This is a genomic window from Colwellia sp. MB02u-6, assembly GCF_014077095.1.
Classification (GTDB): domain Bacteria; phylum Pseudomonadota; class Gammaproteobacteria; order Enterobacterales; family Alteromonadaceae; genus Cognaticolwellia.
Window position 1 is genome coordinate 149299 of record NZ_JACGVG010000037.1, and the last position, 14066, is coordinate 163364.

Here is a 14066-nt window from a genome sequence, read left to right on the forward strand (position 1 = left end):
TGGCTTTTTTAGTCACAAAGAAGCTAATTTTAGTCTAAATTGGGTGTCAGAACCACAAAAGTGCACAATTTCATTCACTTCCCTCAAAGCCTTTATTTACAGGCATTCAGCGCTATGGATTTGCAAAAACTTTACTTGACATAAGTTTACTTTACTCACTAAACTGTAACAATGTGGTAAAAAGTGGAAATTAGTGGATCGCAGGTGATCCCAAAACAATTAAAGTGGATTATGTTCAGAGGCACTAGTGCGATAACACTCGACAGCAAAAATAGAATCACTATACCTACTCGGTATCGCGAGGAGTTATTTGCTGATTGCCAAGGAAAAATGGTCTGTACTGTAGATACTCAACATCCGTGTTTATTGTTATATCCACTACCCGAATGGGAAGAAATAGAATTAAAGCTTTGTGAATTGTCGAGTATGAATCCACAAGAGCGTTTATTACAACAAGTGTTATTAGGTAATGCCTCAGATTGCGAAATCGATAAAAGTGGCCGTTTATTAATTAATGGCCCACTGCGCCAACATGCAGGCTTGAAAAAAAACTTGATGTTGGTAGGTCAGTTGAGAAAGTTTGAAATCTGGAATGATAGCGCTTGGCAAAACCAAATGCAGCAAGGCATTGCACAAATTCAGTCAGGTGAAATAGAGCTCACTGACCGATTACTTGATTTATCTTTATGATAAATTGTTAAATGAAAATAATGATAACTAGATGGCGTTGATAAATTTATAATGCAACATGATAATGCACATATTTCAGTTTTACTGGCCGAGTCAATCTCTGGATTGGCGATAAAACCAGAGGGTACTTATATCGACTGTACCTTCGGCCGTGGCGGACATTCAGGTTTAATTCTTGATAATTTGGGTCCTAATGGACGTTTGATCGCGATAGACAGAGATTTAACCGCGATAGAAGCGGCAAAAAAATATGCCGCCGATAAGCGTTTTATTATCGAACATCACGGTTTTGCTGATTTACAGATGATTGTTGAGAAGCATCAGTTAACTGAAAAAATAGACGGTATTTTACTTGATCTTGGCGTGTCCTCTCCGCAACTTGATGAAGCAGAACGTGGTTTTAGTTTTATGAAAGACGGCCCACTCGATATGCGAATGGATACCACACGTGGCCAAACAGCTGCCGAGTGGATAGCAGTTGCCGACGTTGAAGATATTACTTGGGTGCTAAGAACCTTTGGTGAGGAAAAACATGCTTGGCGAATTGCTAATGCCATTGTTGACGAGCGTGAAGAAAATGCGCTGACACGTACTGGACAGTTAGCGCAGTTAATTAAGAAAACAGCACCACAAAGAGAAATGAAAAAGCATCCTGCAACACGTAGTTTTCAAGCAATTCGCATTTATATTAATAGTGAGTTAGAGCAAATTGAAAAAGTATTGTCTGCGTCTTTGTCGGTATTGGCCACCGATGGTCGTTTGGTTGTGATCAGTTTTCACTCGCTTGAAGATCGGTTAGTGAAACAGTTTATGAAAAAGCATTCGCAAGGTAGAAAAGTGCCACGGGGTCTACCCATTAGCGAAGAAGAATTGAATAAGGGTAAAAACTTGAGCTTAATTGGTCGTAGGTTAAAGCCCAGTAAAGATGAAGTGGAAGAAAATGTTCGCTCTCGCAGCTCAGTATTAAGGGTTGCACAGAGACTGGCGCGCTAATCATGGTGCGTTAGTATGGCAACCAAAAAAGTAGTGTTATTTTTTGATATTTGGCATGATATACAACGCCATTTAGCTATTTATGGCGTTGTATTATTGGTGTTGATATCAGCATTTTCAGTTATTTATTTTACCCACTTAAACCGACAAACCACCAGTAAAATTGAAGTTTTATTAACGGAGCGTGACGCCTTAGAAATTGAATGGCGCTACTTAATACTAGAACAAAACAGCTTAGCCGAACACAGCGCGATAGAAAGCAGTGCAGCAAAGCAACTTAATATGACAAGGCCAGATGCAAGCTCGGAAGTTATTATTAAATTACCATGATTTATTACCACGGGTATGGCAATGAAAAAACCAGCAGAACTTAATCCAAATACGGTAGCATGGCGTTTTTACGTTGTGCTAGCTGCTGTTGTGCTTATTTATGCTGGCTTGATGGCTCGTACAGCGTACATTCAAGTATTTGAGCCTGAGATGTTGAAAAAACAGGGCGACAATCGCTCGTTGCGTACCAATACTAAAACGGTGCAACGCGGCTCGATTGTTGACCGTAATGGTTATGAATTAGCCATCAGTGTGCCAGTAGATACGGTTTGGGCTGATCCTAAAATTATTTCCGATACTAATGCCTTGTCTATGATAAAACATTGGCAGGCTTTGGCTGATGTCTTGGGTCAAGAGGTTGGTGAATTAAAAGCAAGGGTAATTGAAAATCCCAGTAAACGTTTTGTTTATATTGAACGTAAAGTTGCCCCAGCTATGGCCGTTTATATTCAAGAATTGAAAATTCCTGGCATTTATTTACGCAAAGAATCTAAACGCTTTTATCCGGCGGGTGAAATAAGTGCTCATCTTGTTGGCTTCACCAATGTTGATGATAAAGGCATTGAAGGGGTTGAGCGCGTTTATGATCAATTGATGACTGGCGAAAATGGCGAAAAAAAATATCGTAAAGACGCCAAAGGTCGAAAAATAGAAATATTATCGGTCAAAGCGGTCACACCACCAGAAAAAATCACCTTGAGTATAGATCAACGTATTCAAACACTCGCTTATCGTGAATTAAAAGGCGCAGTGAAGGCGTTTAAAGCGACATCAGGTTCGGCAGTGGTCACCAATGTCAACACCGGTGAAGTTTTAGCGCTAGTTAACAGCCCGTCATATAACCCAAATAATCGCTCTGGTGTTGCTATTCATCGTTTTCGTAACCGTGCTATTACCGATATCTATGAGCCGGGTTCAACCATGAAGCCACTAACGGTACTAACAGCCTTGGAATTTGGCAGTATAAAAAAAGATAGCATTATTGATACTTATCCCGGTTGGATGCGTTTAGGAGGCAGTCGTGTCTCTGATCCACGTTACCTTGGCAAAATTACCCTATCAGAGTTATTAGTAAATTCTTCTAATATGGGTACCACTAAGTTGGCGTTATCTGTACCAAAAAATTACCTTATCGATAAATTTTTTGACGCGGGTTTTTCTGAAGACACAGGTACTGGCCTGGTCGGTGAAAGTTCAGGCATGATGCATGATAGGCCGCGTTGGTCAAAATTTGAGTTAGCCACTTTGTCTTGGGGCCATGGCGTAGCCATCACTCCTATTCAGTTGGCGCGTTTTTATACCACATTGGCTAATGGCGGTATTAAAATGCCCTTAACGATTTTAAAGCAAGATGCAGCATCGCTAGCGAAGCAAAGACATGAACGTATTTTCTCAGCTGAAAATAGTCAAAATGTTGTCGAGTTGTTGGAAAATGTGGTTAATCAACGCTATACCGTTGCAAAAGTTGATGGTTATCGTGTTGGGGGTAAAAGTGGTACAGCGATTAAAGCATTTGCCGGTGGTTATGGTGATGATTATGTTGGTTTGTTTGCCGGTATAGCACCGATCTCAGATCCCGAAATTGCCGTGGTAGTGGTGATAAATGATCCCGCTGGTGACTTATATCATGGCGGTGAAGTGGCTGCACCAGTTTTTTCACGAATTATGAAAGGCACACTACGACTACTTAATGTGCCGCCTGATGACAACACTCGAGTATCCTCAGTGCAAGCAGAGCAAAAAGCGAAAAGTTCACCTAAGGAGCATGATCATGTCTGATCACGCTTTAACCGTTTCAAATCAAGCCATAAACCTTGCTGCTAAAAACTTTGCTGCTATCGAAGCAGTATTAAGCTTGGGTAAAATATCGCTAACAGCAAATGATTTAACTCAACTTAAAGCCCTTTTTACTGAGCAAGCGAATGCTACTAAGGCTAATTTAGTCAACGATACACGAGCACTTATTGCCGGTGATGTATTTTGTGCGGTGATTGGCAGCTTGCGCGATGGTCGCGAATATATTGCTCAGGCGCTGGCCGCGAATTGTGCGATGATATTGCAAGAAACTACCGAGTCATCAGAACATGGTCAACTCACTTGGTGTCAACAGGCATCAGGTAATGCGATACCCCGGTTAAGTTACTTTCAACTTAACCATGAGTTATTCGAGCTAGCAAAAGCGTTTTATAACACGCCTCAGCAATATTTAAATATCATTGGTATTACTGGCACTAATGGCAAAACCAGTACCAGCCAAATTATTGCCCACTTATTAGATTCTTGTCAGAAAAATTGTGCGGTTATTGGCACTAATGGTGCTGGCAAGCCTGCGAACTTAACAACCATTGAAAACACGACGCCGAGTGCGACAGAGTTACATCAACTACTGGCATTATTTGCTGAAGAAAAAATTACTGACGTAGCAATGGAAGTATCATCACACGCCCTAGCGCAAAAACGCGTCAGTGCAAGCCTATTTAACACTGCAGTTTTCACTAACTTAAGCCGTGATCATTTAGATTACCATCAAACTATGACTGAATACGCGACGGCTAAGCGAGCAATATTTACCGGTGATGATCAGCAAATGGCAGTGATTAATGGTGATGACCCACAAGCGCAAAGTTGGTTAGCACATTGGCCAAGATTACAGCCTGTTGCGGTTTATGGTCGAGGTGAAAATATCGCTAACTTTGCGCGCTTTGCCCAAGCACTAAATGTTGAGCATCACACGAACGGTGTGAGTTTCACGCTCAACACTGAGCAAGGCCAAGCTGAAATTCGTAGTCAGTTGCTAGGTGATTTTAATGTTGAAAATCTTTTAGCGGCGATTGCCGTATTGATAATCGAAAATATAGCGCTAACCACTATTGCTAGCGCGATTAGCCAACTAGTGCCGATTATGGGCCGTATGGAAGCTTTTTCGTCTACGGGTAAACCGACCACTGTGGTTGATTATGCTCATAGCCCCGACGCATTATCTAGTGCGTTAGATGCCTGTCGTTTGCACTGTCATGGCAAGTTATGGCTAGTGTTTGGCTGTGGTGGTGAGCGTGATATTGGTAAGCGAGCATTGATGGCTAAGGTGGCAGAAAGTAAAGCCGATCACATCATCATTACCAACGATAATCCACGCAGCGAAGACCCTGAGGCTATTGCCGCCGATATTATTGCTGGCCTAGGAATAACCACTCGCTTTGAAAAAATATTAGATAGAAAAACTGCTGTATTAATGGCATTAAAACAAGCCGATGCCGATGATGTCATTCTTTGTGCTGGTAAAGGCCATGAAGACTACATCATTTTTGGCAATGAAAAACGTCATTATGATGAACGCGCTATTGTAAAAGCATTCTACTCACTAGAAAAAGAGCTAACGTTATGATCTCGTTATCCTTAACTGAGTTATCTCAAGCTGTTAATGGCCAATTAATTGGTGAAAATCTCACCATTAATGCCATTAGCACCGACAGTCGAGCATTAAAGGCAGGTGATGTTTTTTTAGCCTTGCACGGACCAAATTTTGATGGCCACAAATTTTTAAGCCAAGCCAGCGAACTTGGCTGTAGCGCTGTTATAGTCGAGCAAGCTCAAGATAAGCTTAATATTGCGCAAATCCTGGTTAAAGACACCCATCAAGCACTAGGCGATATTGCGGCTTATGTTAAAGAAAAAGTGGCGCCAAAAACCGTCGCGATCACCGGTAGTAGCGGTAAAACTACGGTAAAAGAAATGGTGGCAGCGATTTTAAATCGTTTAGGCCATGTGTTAGCCACAAAAGGAAATTTTAATAACGATATCGGTGTGCCGTTGACGTTATTACGACTAGAGCAAAAGCATGACTTTGCGGTGATCGAATTAGGCGCTAATCATATTGGCGAAATTGCTTATACCGCTGCGCTAGTCAAGCCAGATGTTGCCATAATTAATAATATCGCCGCGGCCCACTTAGAGGGCTTTGGCGATTTATGTGGAGTCGCCAGAGCGAAAGGTGAAATTTTTTCTGGTTTAAACGTCGGTGGTGTGGCGATTTATAACCAAGACACCCCGTGGGCTGATAAGTGGCAGTGGCGCTTAACTGATAAACAAGTACGGCGCTTTTCCTGTCAAGGCAGTGCAGATTGTTATAGTCATCAAGAAGTTTTAGATGATAACGGCTGTGCGATTTTTCAGTTAATAACGCCAATCGGTAATATTGATATTGAACTTACTGTGCCAGGCCACCATAACGTCTGCAATGCGGTTGCGGCTGCAACGATAGCGTTAGAGTTTGGTGCCAGTTTAGATGATATTCGCTTGGGTTTAGCGGCTATGCCTGCCGTGAAAGGGCGTTTGAATCTCCATCAACTGAGTAGCAAGATTAAGCTGATCGACGATAGCTATAACGCCAATGTTGAATCAATCAATGCCGCATCAAATTTATTGGCTAGCTACCCAGGGCGTAGGATACTTATTCTTGGTGATATGGGGGAACTAGGTGGTGCAGCACGTCGTTACCATCAAGAAGTTGGTGAACATGCAAAAAGTAAAGAGATTGATGATTTGTTGACCTTAGGCGTATTAAGTCAAAATGCCTCTGACGCTTTTTATCAAGGGCGCAATACACAGGCACAACATTTTAGTAGCAAAGAAAAACTCATGTCACGTTTACAACAGTTACTTCAAGATGAAGAACAGCAAGTGACATTATTAGTTAAAGGTTCGCGCAGTGCTCATATGGAATACGTAGTGGCTGATATTATTAAATGGCATAACAGTCAGACTATGCAGGAGCAGGCATAATGTTACTTTGGTTAGGTGAGTATCTCACCCCGTATTATTCATTCTTTAATGTTTTTTCTTATTTAACCTTTAGAGCGATCATCTCAACGCTTACCGCCTTGATTATCTCGTTATATTTTGGTCCTAAATTGATCCGCGCCCTGCAAAACATGCAGATTGGCCAAACAATTCGTGACGATGGTCCAGAAAGTCACTTAGTAAAATCGGGTACGCCAACTATGGGCGGTCTCCTAATCTTAGCGTCAATTGTGGTCAGTGTTTTATTGTGGGCTGACTTAACCAATACCTATGTTTGGGTGGTGTTGTTTGTGTTGGTCAGCTTTGGCTTAATTGGTTTTGTTGATGATTACCGTAAAGTTATTCGCAAAGACTCCAATGGTTTAATTGCCCGTTGGAAGTATTTTTGGCAAACCATAGTCGGCTTGGCAACCGCTATATTTTTATACCAGTTTGCTCAAGGCCCTGAAGAAACTACGTTATTAATTCCATTCGTTAAAGATGTGTTACCTCAGTTAGGCTTGCTCTATATCGGCTTAGTCTATTTTGTGATTGTCGGCACCAGTAATGCTGTTAACTTGACAGACGGTCTTGATGGTCTGGCTATTGTGCCAACTATTATGGTGGCAGGTGCGTTTGCAATATTCGCTTATATGACAGGTAATGCCAATTTTTCTGAGTATTTACATATTCCCCACATTGCTTTAGCGAGTGAACTTGTGGTGGTTTGTACCGCTATTGTTGGTGCTGGTTTAGGTTTTTTATGGTTTAACACTTACCCTGCGCAAGTTTTTATGGGTGATGTTGGCTCGCTTGCTTTAGGCGCAGCGCTAGGTGTTATTGCTGTGTTAGTTAGGCAAGAGTTAGTGCTATTTATTATGGGTGGCGTTTTTGTGATAGAAACGCTCTCAGTTATTTTGCAGGTTGGCTCATACAAGTTGCGTGGGCAACGAATTTTTCGTATGGCACCCATTCATCATCATTATGAGTTAAAAGGTTGGCCCGAGCCAAGAGTGATTGTGCGCTTTTGGATAATTTCTTTAGTCTTAGTCTTGGTTGGATTAGCAACCTTGAAATTAAGGTAAAAATAGACGCGTGAATAAACAATTGCAACAGTCGGTAACGACGCAATTAGCCCATAAGCGAATCGTGATCTTAGGTATTGGGATAACGGGCTTGTCGTGCGCGCGCTTTTTACATCGTCATCAAATTTCTTTTGCCGTAAACGACAGCCGGGCAATGCCTATTTCTCCCGGTGATTTTAAACAGCAATTTGCTGATAATACCTTAGTACTTGGCCATTGGGAGCAAGCATTGATAGCCCAAGCCGATATTTTGATTGTTAGTCCAGGCATTAATATGGCTGAGCCTGCTATTCGTCATGCCATAGCTAAAAATTGTGATGTTATTGGTGATATTGAATTGTTTTGCCGATTAAGTGATACGCCGATATTAGCGGTTACTGGCTCCAATGGTAAATCTACCGTTGTTTCAATGTTAAATTACGTTGGTAATGCCTTAGGTTACCGCGTGCAGTTAGGTGGTAATATTGGCTTGCCAGTACTGGATCAAATAGATCAAGAGGTTGCTGATTTTATTGTGTTAGAGCTATCAAGTTTTCAGCTTGAAACAATAAAAAGTATGCAGGCACTAGCCGCCACTGTATTGAACTTAAGTGACGACCATTTAGATCGTCACAAAACCCTTGAAAATTATGGCGCAATTAAACAAAGCATTTATCAATACTGTACCTATGCGCTTTATAATCGTGATGACAAGGCTACTCTGCCTAAAGCCTGCTATAGCGATAGTGAGCGGTTAAGTTTTGGTAGCGACCGCGCACAAAATGGTGATTTTGGTCTTGCAGAGCATCAGGGTATTAGCCACTTAATGTTAGGTGACCAGCCATTATGTTCTTTAGCTGAATTGCCATTACAAGGTCGTCATAATGCTTTAAATTATTTAGCCGTATTGGCGTTAGGAAAATGTGCCGGTTGGGATTTAAAAGCCATGTTGGCCTGTTTAATGACCTTCAAAGGTTTAGCACATCGTTGTGAAGTGATTGAAACAAATGACAGTATTCGTTGGATTAACGACTCAAAAGCTACCAATGTTGGTGCAACACTGGCCGCCATTGAAGGATTAGTACCCACCTTATCCGAGAATAAACTGATTTTAATTGCCGGCGGTGATGGTAAAGGTGCTGATTTTTCTCCATTATCTCAAGCCTTAACTCAACACGTAGATTACTTGATCACGCTCGGCAAAGATGGCCTTGCTATTGCCGCGTTACGCTTATCAAGCCAAGCCGATAAAACCTCGCACGTTGATTCGCTAGCAGCGGCAGTAACACTGGCCAGAACACAGGCAAAGGCCGGCGATATGGTTTTACTATCCCCGGCCTGTGCCAGTTTAGATATGTTTGCTAACTACGTTGAACGGGGCGTGGTATTTATCACGTCAGTATTAACGCATCAGGAGCAAAGGTAATGTCGCTATCTTTTGCTAATTTATCACAATGGGCCTCACCGCCATGGTTCCAAACCGAGGAAAGAACGGTGGAGACCTTTGATCGTAGCTACATAATGCTTGCGTTTAGTATGTATATTATAGGGTTAATTATGGTAGCAAGTTCATCAATGCCGATTGCTGAACGTTTATTTGACAACCCGTTTCATTTCATTGCCCGCCATATGATTTATATCATACTTAGTCTGGGTGTTGCCGCCTTTACCTTGCAAATACCTATGCATCGTTGGCACCAATACAGCAGTAAGTTACTGTTAATCGCTGTTATTTTACTTGTGGTTGTTTTAGTTATTGGTCGGAATGTTAATGGTGCTACTCGTTGGATTAGCGTCGGACCGATAACGGTACAAGCCGCAGAACCGGCTAAACTTTTTTTCTTTTGTTATTTGTCTGCTTACTTAGTTAGGCGCCGTAATGAGGTAATGGAAAATATTAAAGGCTTTGCCAAACCTTTAATGGTTTTTGGTCTATTAAGTGGTTTGTTATTAATGCAGCCTGATTTAGGTACTATTATTGTGATGTTTGTTACCACGTTTGGTTTGTTGTTTTTAGCTGGTGCAAAATTATGGCAGTTTATTGCCATATCAGGTGTGGGTATTACTTTATTGACCATGTTGGCGTATTTCTCACCTTATCGTTGGGCACGGGTAACTGGCTTTCTCGACCCATGGAAAGACCCTTTTGGTAGTGGTTATCAGCTCACTCAATCACTGATGGCTTATGGTCGCGGTGAAACATTTGGTCAAGGCTTAGGTAATAGCGTACAAAAATTAGAGTATTTGCCAGAGGCACATACTGATTTTGTCATGGCTGTACTGGCAGAAGAGTTTGGTTTTGTCGGTATTAGTGTTATTTTACTGTTAAGTATGACCTTGGTTTTTAAAGCTTTGCTGCTAGGTCGAAAAGCGGTTAATCAAAAAAAGTATTTTGAAGGTTTTTTTGCCTATGCCATTGGTATCTGGTTTTGCTTTCAAGCAGCGGTTAATATCGGTGCGAGTGCAGGTGTAGTGCCAACCAAAGGCTTAACAATGCCGCTGATCAGTTATGGTGGTAGTTCAATGATTATTATGACCCTTGCTATAGTGATTCTGATTCGCATTGACCACGAAATTCGCTTGCAAAGTATTCAAGCCACTAGTCGCACGACTGGTGATTATAAAGATAGCAAGAAGAAACCCAGAAAAGTGCATCAAACAAAAATTATTGAGAGCGAAAATGACTGAACAGACAAGTCATGAAGTAAAGCGCCCAACACTGCTAGTAATGGCAGGTGGAACCGGTGGTCATATATTTCCAGGTATTGCGGTTGCACAAGCCCTAGTAAAGCAGGGCTGGAATATCCATTGGCTTGGCACCGCTGAGCGCATGGAAGCGGAATTGGTACCAAAAAATGGTTTTCCCATTTCATTTATCAATATGGCTGGCGTGCGTAATAAAAACTGGCAAACGTGGTTGAAAACACCGTTTAAAATTTTGCAATCTGTACTACAGTCAATTCAAATACTGCGCAAAGTTAAGCCTGATGTGGTGCTGGGTATGGGCGGCTATGCCAGTGCACCGGGTGGTGTGGCAGCATGGTTATTAGGTATTCCCTTGGTATTACATGAACAAAATGCTGTTGCGGGCATGAGTAATCGCTTTCTGTCGTATTTAGCCACCAGAACGTTAAGCGCGTTTCCGGGCGCATTTAGCAATCGAGTCACCTCAAAGGTGGTTGGCAACCCATTGCGTAGCGAGATTATCGCCATTGAAAACGTGATGCCTGAAAAACCGGCAACCAGCAAAAAAGTATTAGTGGTTGGTGGTAGTTTAGGCGCCAAAATACTCAATGATGTTGTGCCACAAGCGATGAAGCAAATTAAAGTGCAAAGTATTGATGTTTGGCATCAAACCGGTGGCGGCAATGAACAGTCAGTGTTAAAGAGTTATCAAGATTACGGTTTACCAGAAGAGAAGGTTAAGGTCACAGAGTTTATTGATGATATGGCAGCTGCTTATAAATGGGCGGACGTAGTTATTTGCCGAGCGGGCGCATTAACTGTGTCTGAATTAGCGATGGCAGCAAAGCCCGCTATATTTGTGCCTTTGCCGCATGCGGTTGATGATCATCAAACCAAGAATGCTATGTATCTGGTTAACTGTGGCGCGGCAAAATTAATTGCCCAAAAAGAATTTAATGGTACAACACTAGGACAAATGCTTAATAGTTTGTTTATATCCAACAAAGTGCTGCAGCAAATGTCTAAAGCTGCACACAACGCTGCCCATGCTGATGCCACTAACCTGGTAGCAACAGCTTGTATTGAAGTGGCAAACACATGAGTAAAGCAATGACAACAGCAAGCAACAGCGGCGCAAGCTTAGGCAATACAGCATCAAATAATGCCAGTAATAGGATGCCGGAAATGCGTCGGGTCAAAACCATCCACTTTGTGGGTATTGGTGGTGCGGGTATGGGCGGTATCGCTGAAGTTTTGCTAAATGAAGGCTATCAAATTACCGGATCCGACCTTGGTGAAAATCAAGTCGTTAAACGCCTAACATCCTTGGGTGCAAAAATCACCTTAGGTCATCATCAAGATAACGTAAACGATGCGAGCGTTATTGTGGTGTCAACAGCGATTAATGCTGAAAATCCAGAGCTGCTTGCTGCGCATCAACAACGTATTCCGGTGGTGCGTCGCGCTGAAATGTTGGCAGAGCTCATGCGTTTTCGCCACGGCATTGCCATTGCGGGAACCCATGGTAAAACCACCACCACGAGTTTAATTGCGAGTATTTTTGCTCAGGCAAATTTAGACCCTACTTTTGTGATTGGTGGCTTACTTAATAGCGCAGGCACCAATGCGCGTTTAGGCAGTAGCCGTTATTTGATCGCAGAAGCTGATGAAAGCGATGCGTCTTTCTTACATCTACAACCTATGGTTTCTGTGATCACCAATATCGACGAAGACCATATGGAGACTTATCAAGGTGATTTTGAGAAACTTAAAGACACCTATATCGAGTTTCTCCACAACTTGCCTTTTTATGGTTTAGCCGTGGTGTGTTTAGATAATCCAGCGGTGCGAGAAATATTACCGCGCATTAGTCGCCAGGTTATTACCTATGGTTTTTGTCAAGATGCCGATGTAAGAGCCACGAAATATCAACAATCGGCCGGCGTTAGTTCATTTGTTGTTGAGCGCAAAGACCACGCACCCTTGGCCATTAGCGTTAATTTGCCAGGTGAGCACAATGTTTTAAACGCCTTAGCCGGTGTGGCCGTTGCCATTGATGAAGGTGTTGCCGATAACGCTATCCAGCAAGCGTTACAAAACTTTGCTGGTATTGGTCGACGCTTTGAACAATTACCAACTTTACGCACAGAGCAAGGCGAAATGATGTTCATAGATGATTATGGTCATCACCCAACAGAAGTAAAAGCCACTATAGCGGCCATGCGAAATGGCTGGCCTGAAAAACGATTGGTGATGGTATTTCAACCGCATCGCTATTCGCGTACTCGTGATCTTTATGAAGACTTTGTCGAAGTGTTATCTGAGGTTGATTGCTTATTTTTACTTAATGTTTATGGTGCGGGTGAAACGCCCATTGCCAACGCCGACAGTAAAAGTTTAGCGCGCAGTATTCGTCAACGCGGCCAAATTGAACCAATTTATGTCAGCGACAGTGACAAATTAGCTGAATTATTGGCAGCACAGTTACGTGACAACGACATGGTTATTACTCAAGGTGCTGGCAATATCGGTACTATTGCCAATAATTTAGCGACAGATAAAAAATTAACGGTGGCACTATGATGAAACCTTTAATCGAGCAAAAATTAGCCGTCTTATATGGTGGCACATCAGCAGAAAGAGCGATATCGCTAAATTCGGGTAAAGCGGTTGCAAAAGGCTTAACCGAAGCCGGTTTTAATGTGCAATTAATTGATACTCAAAATTATTGCTTAAGTGATTTAGCAACATTAGATATTGATCGTGTTTTTATTGCTTTACATGGTCGTGGTGGCGAAGACGGTTGCGTGCAAGGTGCGCTGCAATATATGAATATACCTTACACTGGCTCTGATGTGCTTGGCTCTGCACTATCAATGGACAAAATTCGTAGCAAGCAAGTATTTCAAGCGATGAACTTACCTACGCCTGCCTTTGCCATTGTCAGTAAGACTGACTATCAACCGGGTGACGCGACAAAAATTTCACAGCAGCTAGGCGCTGTTGTTATGGTTAAACCCGCCAATGAAGGCTCAAGTATTGGCATGTCAAAGGCAAATAATAGCGAAGAATTGCATCAAGCACTTATGGCCGCCTTTAACTACGACCAACAAATATTAGTCGAAGCTTGGGTGCAAGGCCCTGAGTATACCGTCGCCATTCTGGGCCAAACACCTTTGCCAGTGATTCATATGGAAACGCCGCACGATTTTTATGACTACGATGCGAAATATAAATCTACTAGTACGCAATATCATTGTCCGTGTTCGTTATCAGCAGATGATGAGGCAGAGGTACAAAATATTGCCTTGAGAGCTTTTAATGCAACCGGTGCAAAAGGCTGGGGCCGGGTAGATATTATGCGCAATGGCCAAAATCAATGGCAGATATTAGAAGTTAACACCGTACCTGGTATGACAGAAACGTCATTAGTACCCAAAGCCGCTAAAGTTCACGGCTTAAGCTTTAGTGAATTAGTGACAGAAATCGTCGCTATAAGCGCACAAGGGGCTTTGTAAAATATGG

At 42.3% G+C, this 14066-nt stretch carries 12 protein-coding genes; all 12 read left to right on the forward strand.

Annotated features, from left to right (window positions below; all coding sequences use genetic code 11):
• Nucleotides 1–231: 231 nt before the first annotated feature.
• The 12 genes from mraZ (at nucleotide 232) to H4J46_RS14650 (ending at nucleotide 14059) form a co-directional block, all read left to right on the forward strand.
• Nucleotides 232–690, forward strand: coding sequence for a division/cell wall cluster transcriptional repressor MraZ (mraZ, locus tag H4J46_RS14595; protein WP_182234248.1), 459 nt, complete (start codon nucleotides 232–234; stop codon nucleotides 688–690).
• Between the two features lie 51 nt (nucleotides 691–741).
• Entirely contained in the window at nucleotides 742–1683 is a 942-nt protein-coding gene (gene rsmH, locus H4J46_RS14600; protein WP_182234177.1) for a 16S rRNA (cytosine(1402)-N(4))-methyltransferase RsmH, read from the forward strand.
• Between the two features lie 15 nt (nucleotides 1684–1698).
• The gene (ftsL, locus tag H4J46_RS14605; protein ID WP_182234178.1) at nucleotides 1699–2013 is read left to right on the forward strand and encodes a cell division protein FtsL; all 315 of its coding nucleotides are present in this window, start codon (nucleotides 1699–1701) and stop codon (nucleotides 2011–2013) included.
• A 15-nt stretch (nucleotides 2014–2028) separates the two neighbouring features.
• Nucleotides 2029–3792, forward strand: a complete 1764-nt coding sequence (locus H4J46_RS14610; protein ID WP_182234179.1) for a penicillin-binding transpeptidase domain-containing protein — start codon at nucleotides 2029–2031, stop codon at nucleotides 3790–3792.
• Nucleotides 3785–5398, forward strand: a complete 1614-nt coding sequence (locus H4J46_RS14615; protein WP_182234180.1) for a UDP-N-acetylmuramoyl-L-alanyl-D-glutamate--2,6-diaminopimelate ligase — start codon at nucleotides 3785–3787, stop codon at nucleotides 5396–5398. The genes H4J46_RS14610 and H4J46_RS14615 overlap by 8 nt, the downstream gene beginning before the upstream one ends.
• Nucleotides 5395–6795 carry a UDP-N-acetylmuramoyl-tripeptide--D-alanyl-D-alanine ligase gene (gene murF / locus H4J46_RS14620; RefSeq protein WP_182234181.1) on the forward strand — a complete coding sequence of 467 codons (1401 nt, stop codon included), beginning with the start codon at nucleotides 5395–5397 and terminating at the stop codon, nucleotides 6793–6795. Before H4J46_RS14615 ends, murF begins: the two co-directional genes overlap by 4 nt.
• A complete protein-coding gene (mraY, locus tag H4J46_RS14625) occupies nucleotides 6795–7877 on the forward strand; it encodes a phospho-N-acetylmuramoyl-pentapeptide-transferase (RefSeq protein WP_182234182.1) in 1083 nt (360 codons plus the stop codon). Before murF ends, mraY begins: the two co-directional genes overlap by 1 nt.
• A gap of 10 nt (nucleotides 7878–7887) precedes the next feature.
• A complete protein-coding gene (gene murD / locus H4J46_RS14630; RefSeq protein WP_310650250.1) occupies nucleotides 7888–9282 on the forward strand; it encodes a UDP-N-acetylmuramoyl-L-alanine--D-glutamate ligase in 1395 nt (464 codons plus the stop codon).
• Complete coding sequence (gene ftsW / locus H4J46_RS14635; RefSeq protein ID WP_182234183.1) at nucleotides 9282–10544, forward strand: cell division protein FtsW; 1263 nt, start codon at nucleotides 9282–9284, stop codon at nucleotides 10542–10544. The genes murD and ftsW overlap by 1 nt, the downstream gene beginning before the upstream one ends.
• Entirely contained in the window at nucleotides 10537–11643 is a 1107-nt protein-coding gene (gene murG, locus H4J46_RS14640; protein ID WP_182234184.1) for an undecaprenyldiphospho-muramoylpentapeptide beta-N-acetylglucosaminyltransferase, read from the forward strand. Before ftsW ends, murG begins: the two co-directional genes overlap by 8 nt.
• Nucleotides 11644–11717: 74 nt before the next feature.
• On the forward strand, nucleotides 11718–13124 hold the full coding sequence (gene murC / locus H4J46_RS14645; RefSeq protein ID WP_259365893.1) for a UDP-N-acetylmuramate--L-alanine ligase: 1407 nt from the start codon (nucleotides 11718–11720) through the stop codon (nucleotides 13122–13124).
• Entirely contained in the window at nucleotides 13124–14059 is a 936-nt protein-coding gene (locus H4J46_RS14650) for a D-alanine--D-alanine ligase (RefSeq protein ID WP_259365894.1), read from the forward strand. Before murC ends, H4J46_RS14650 begins: the two co-directional genes overlap by 1 nt.
• Nucleotides 14060–14066: the final 7 nt, after the last annotated feature.

Bases quoted from the DNA above. Each gene is read 5' to 3' on its own strand.
- mraZ (WP_182234248.1), top strand. From the start codon at position 232: ATGTTCAGAGGCACTAGTGCGATAACACTCGACAGCAAAAATAGAATC.
- rsmH (WP_182234177.1), top strand. From the start codon at position 742: ATGCAACATGATAATGCACATATTTCAGTTTTACTGGCCGAGTCAATC.
- ftsL (WP_182234178.1), top strand. From the start codon at position 1,699: ATGGCAACCAAAAAAGTAGTGTTATTTTTTGATATTTGGCATGATATA.
- H4J46_RS14610 (WP_182234179.1), top strand. From the start codon at position 2,029: ATGGCAATGAAAAAACCAGCAGAACTTAATCCAAATACGGTAGCATGG.
- H4J46_RS14615 (WP_182234180.1), top strand. From the start codon at position 3,785: ATGTCTGATCACGCTTTAACCGTTTCAAATCAAGCCATAAACCTTGCT.
- murF (WP_182234181.1), top strand. From the start codon at position 5,395: ATGATCTCGTTATCCTTAACTGAGTTATCTCAAGCTGTTAATGGCCAA.
- mraY (WP_182234182.1), top strand. From the start codon at position 6,795: ATGTTACTTTGGTTAGGTGAGTATCTCACCCCGTATTATTCATTCTTT.
- ftsW (WP_182234183.1), top strand. From the start codon at position 9,282: ATGTCGCTATCTTTTGCTAATTTATCACAATGGGCCTCACCGCCATGG.
- murG (WP_182234184.1), top strand. From the start codon at position 10,537: ATGACTGAACAGACAAGTCATGAAGTAAAGCGCCCAACACTGCTAGTA.
- murC (WP_259365893.1), top strand. From the start codon at position 11,718: ATGCCGGAAATGCGTCGGGTCAAAACCATCCACTTTGTGGGTATTGGT.
- H4J46_RS14650 (WP_259365894.1), top strand. From the start codon at position 13,124: ATGAAACCTTTAATCGAGCAAAAATTAGCCGTCTTATATGGTGGCACA.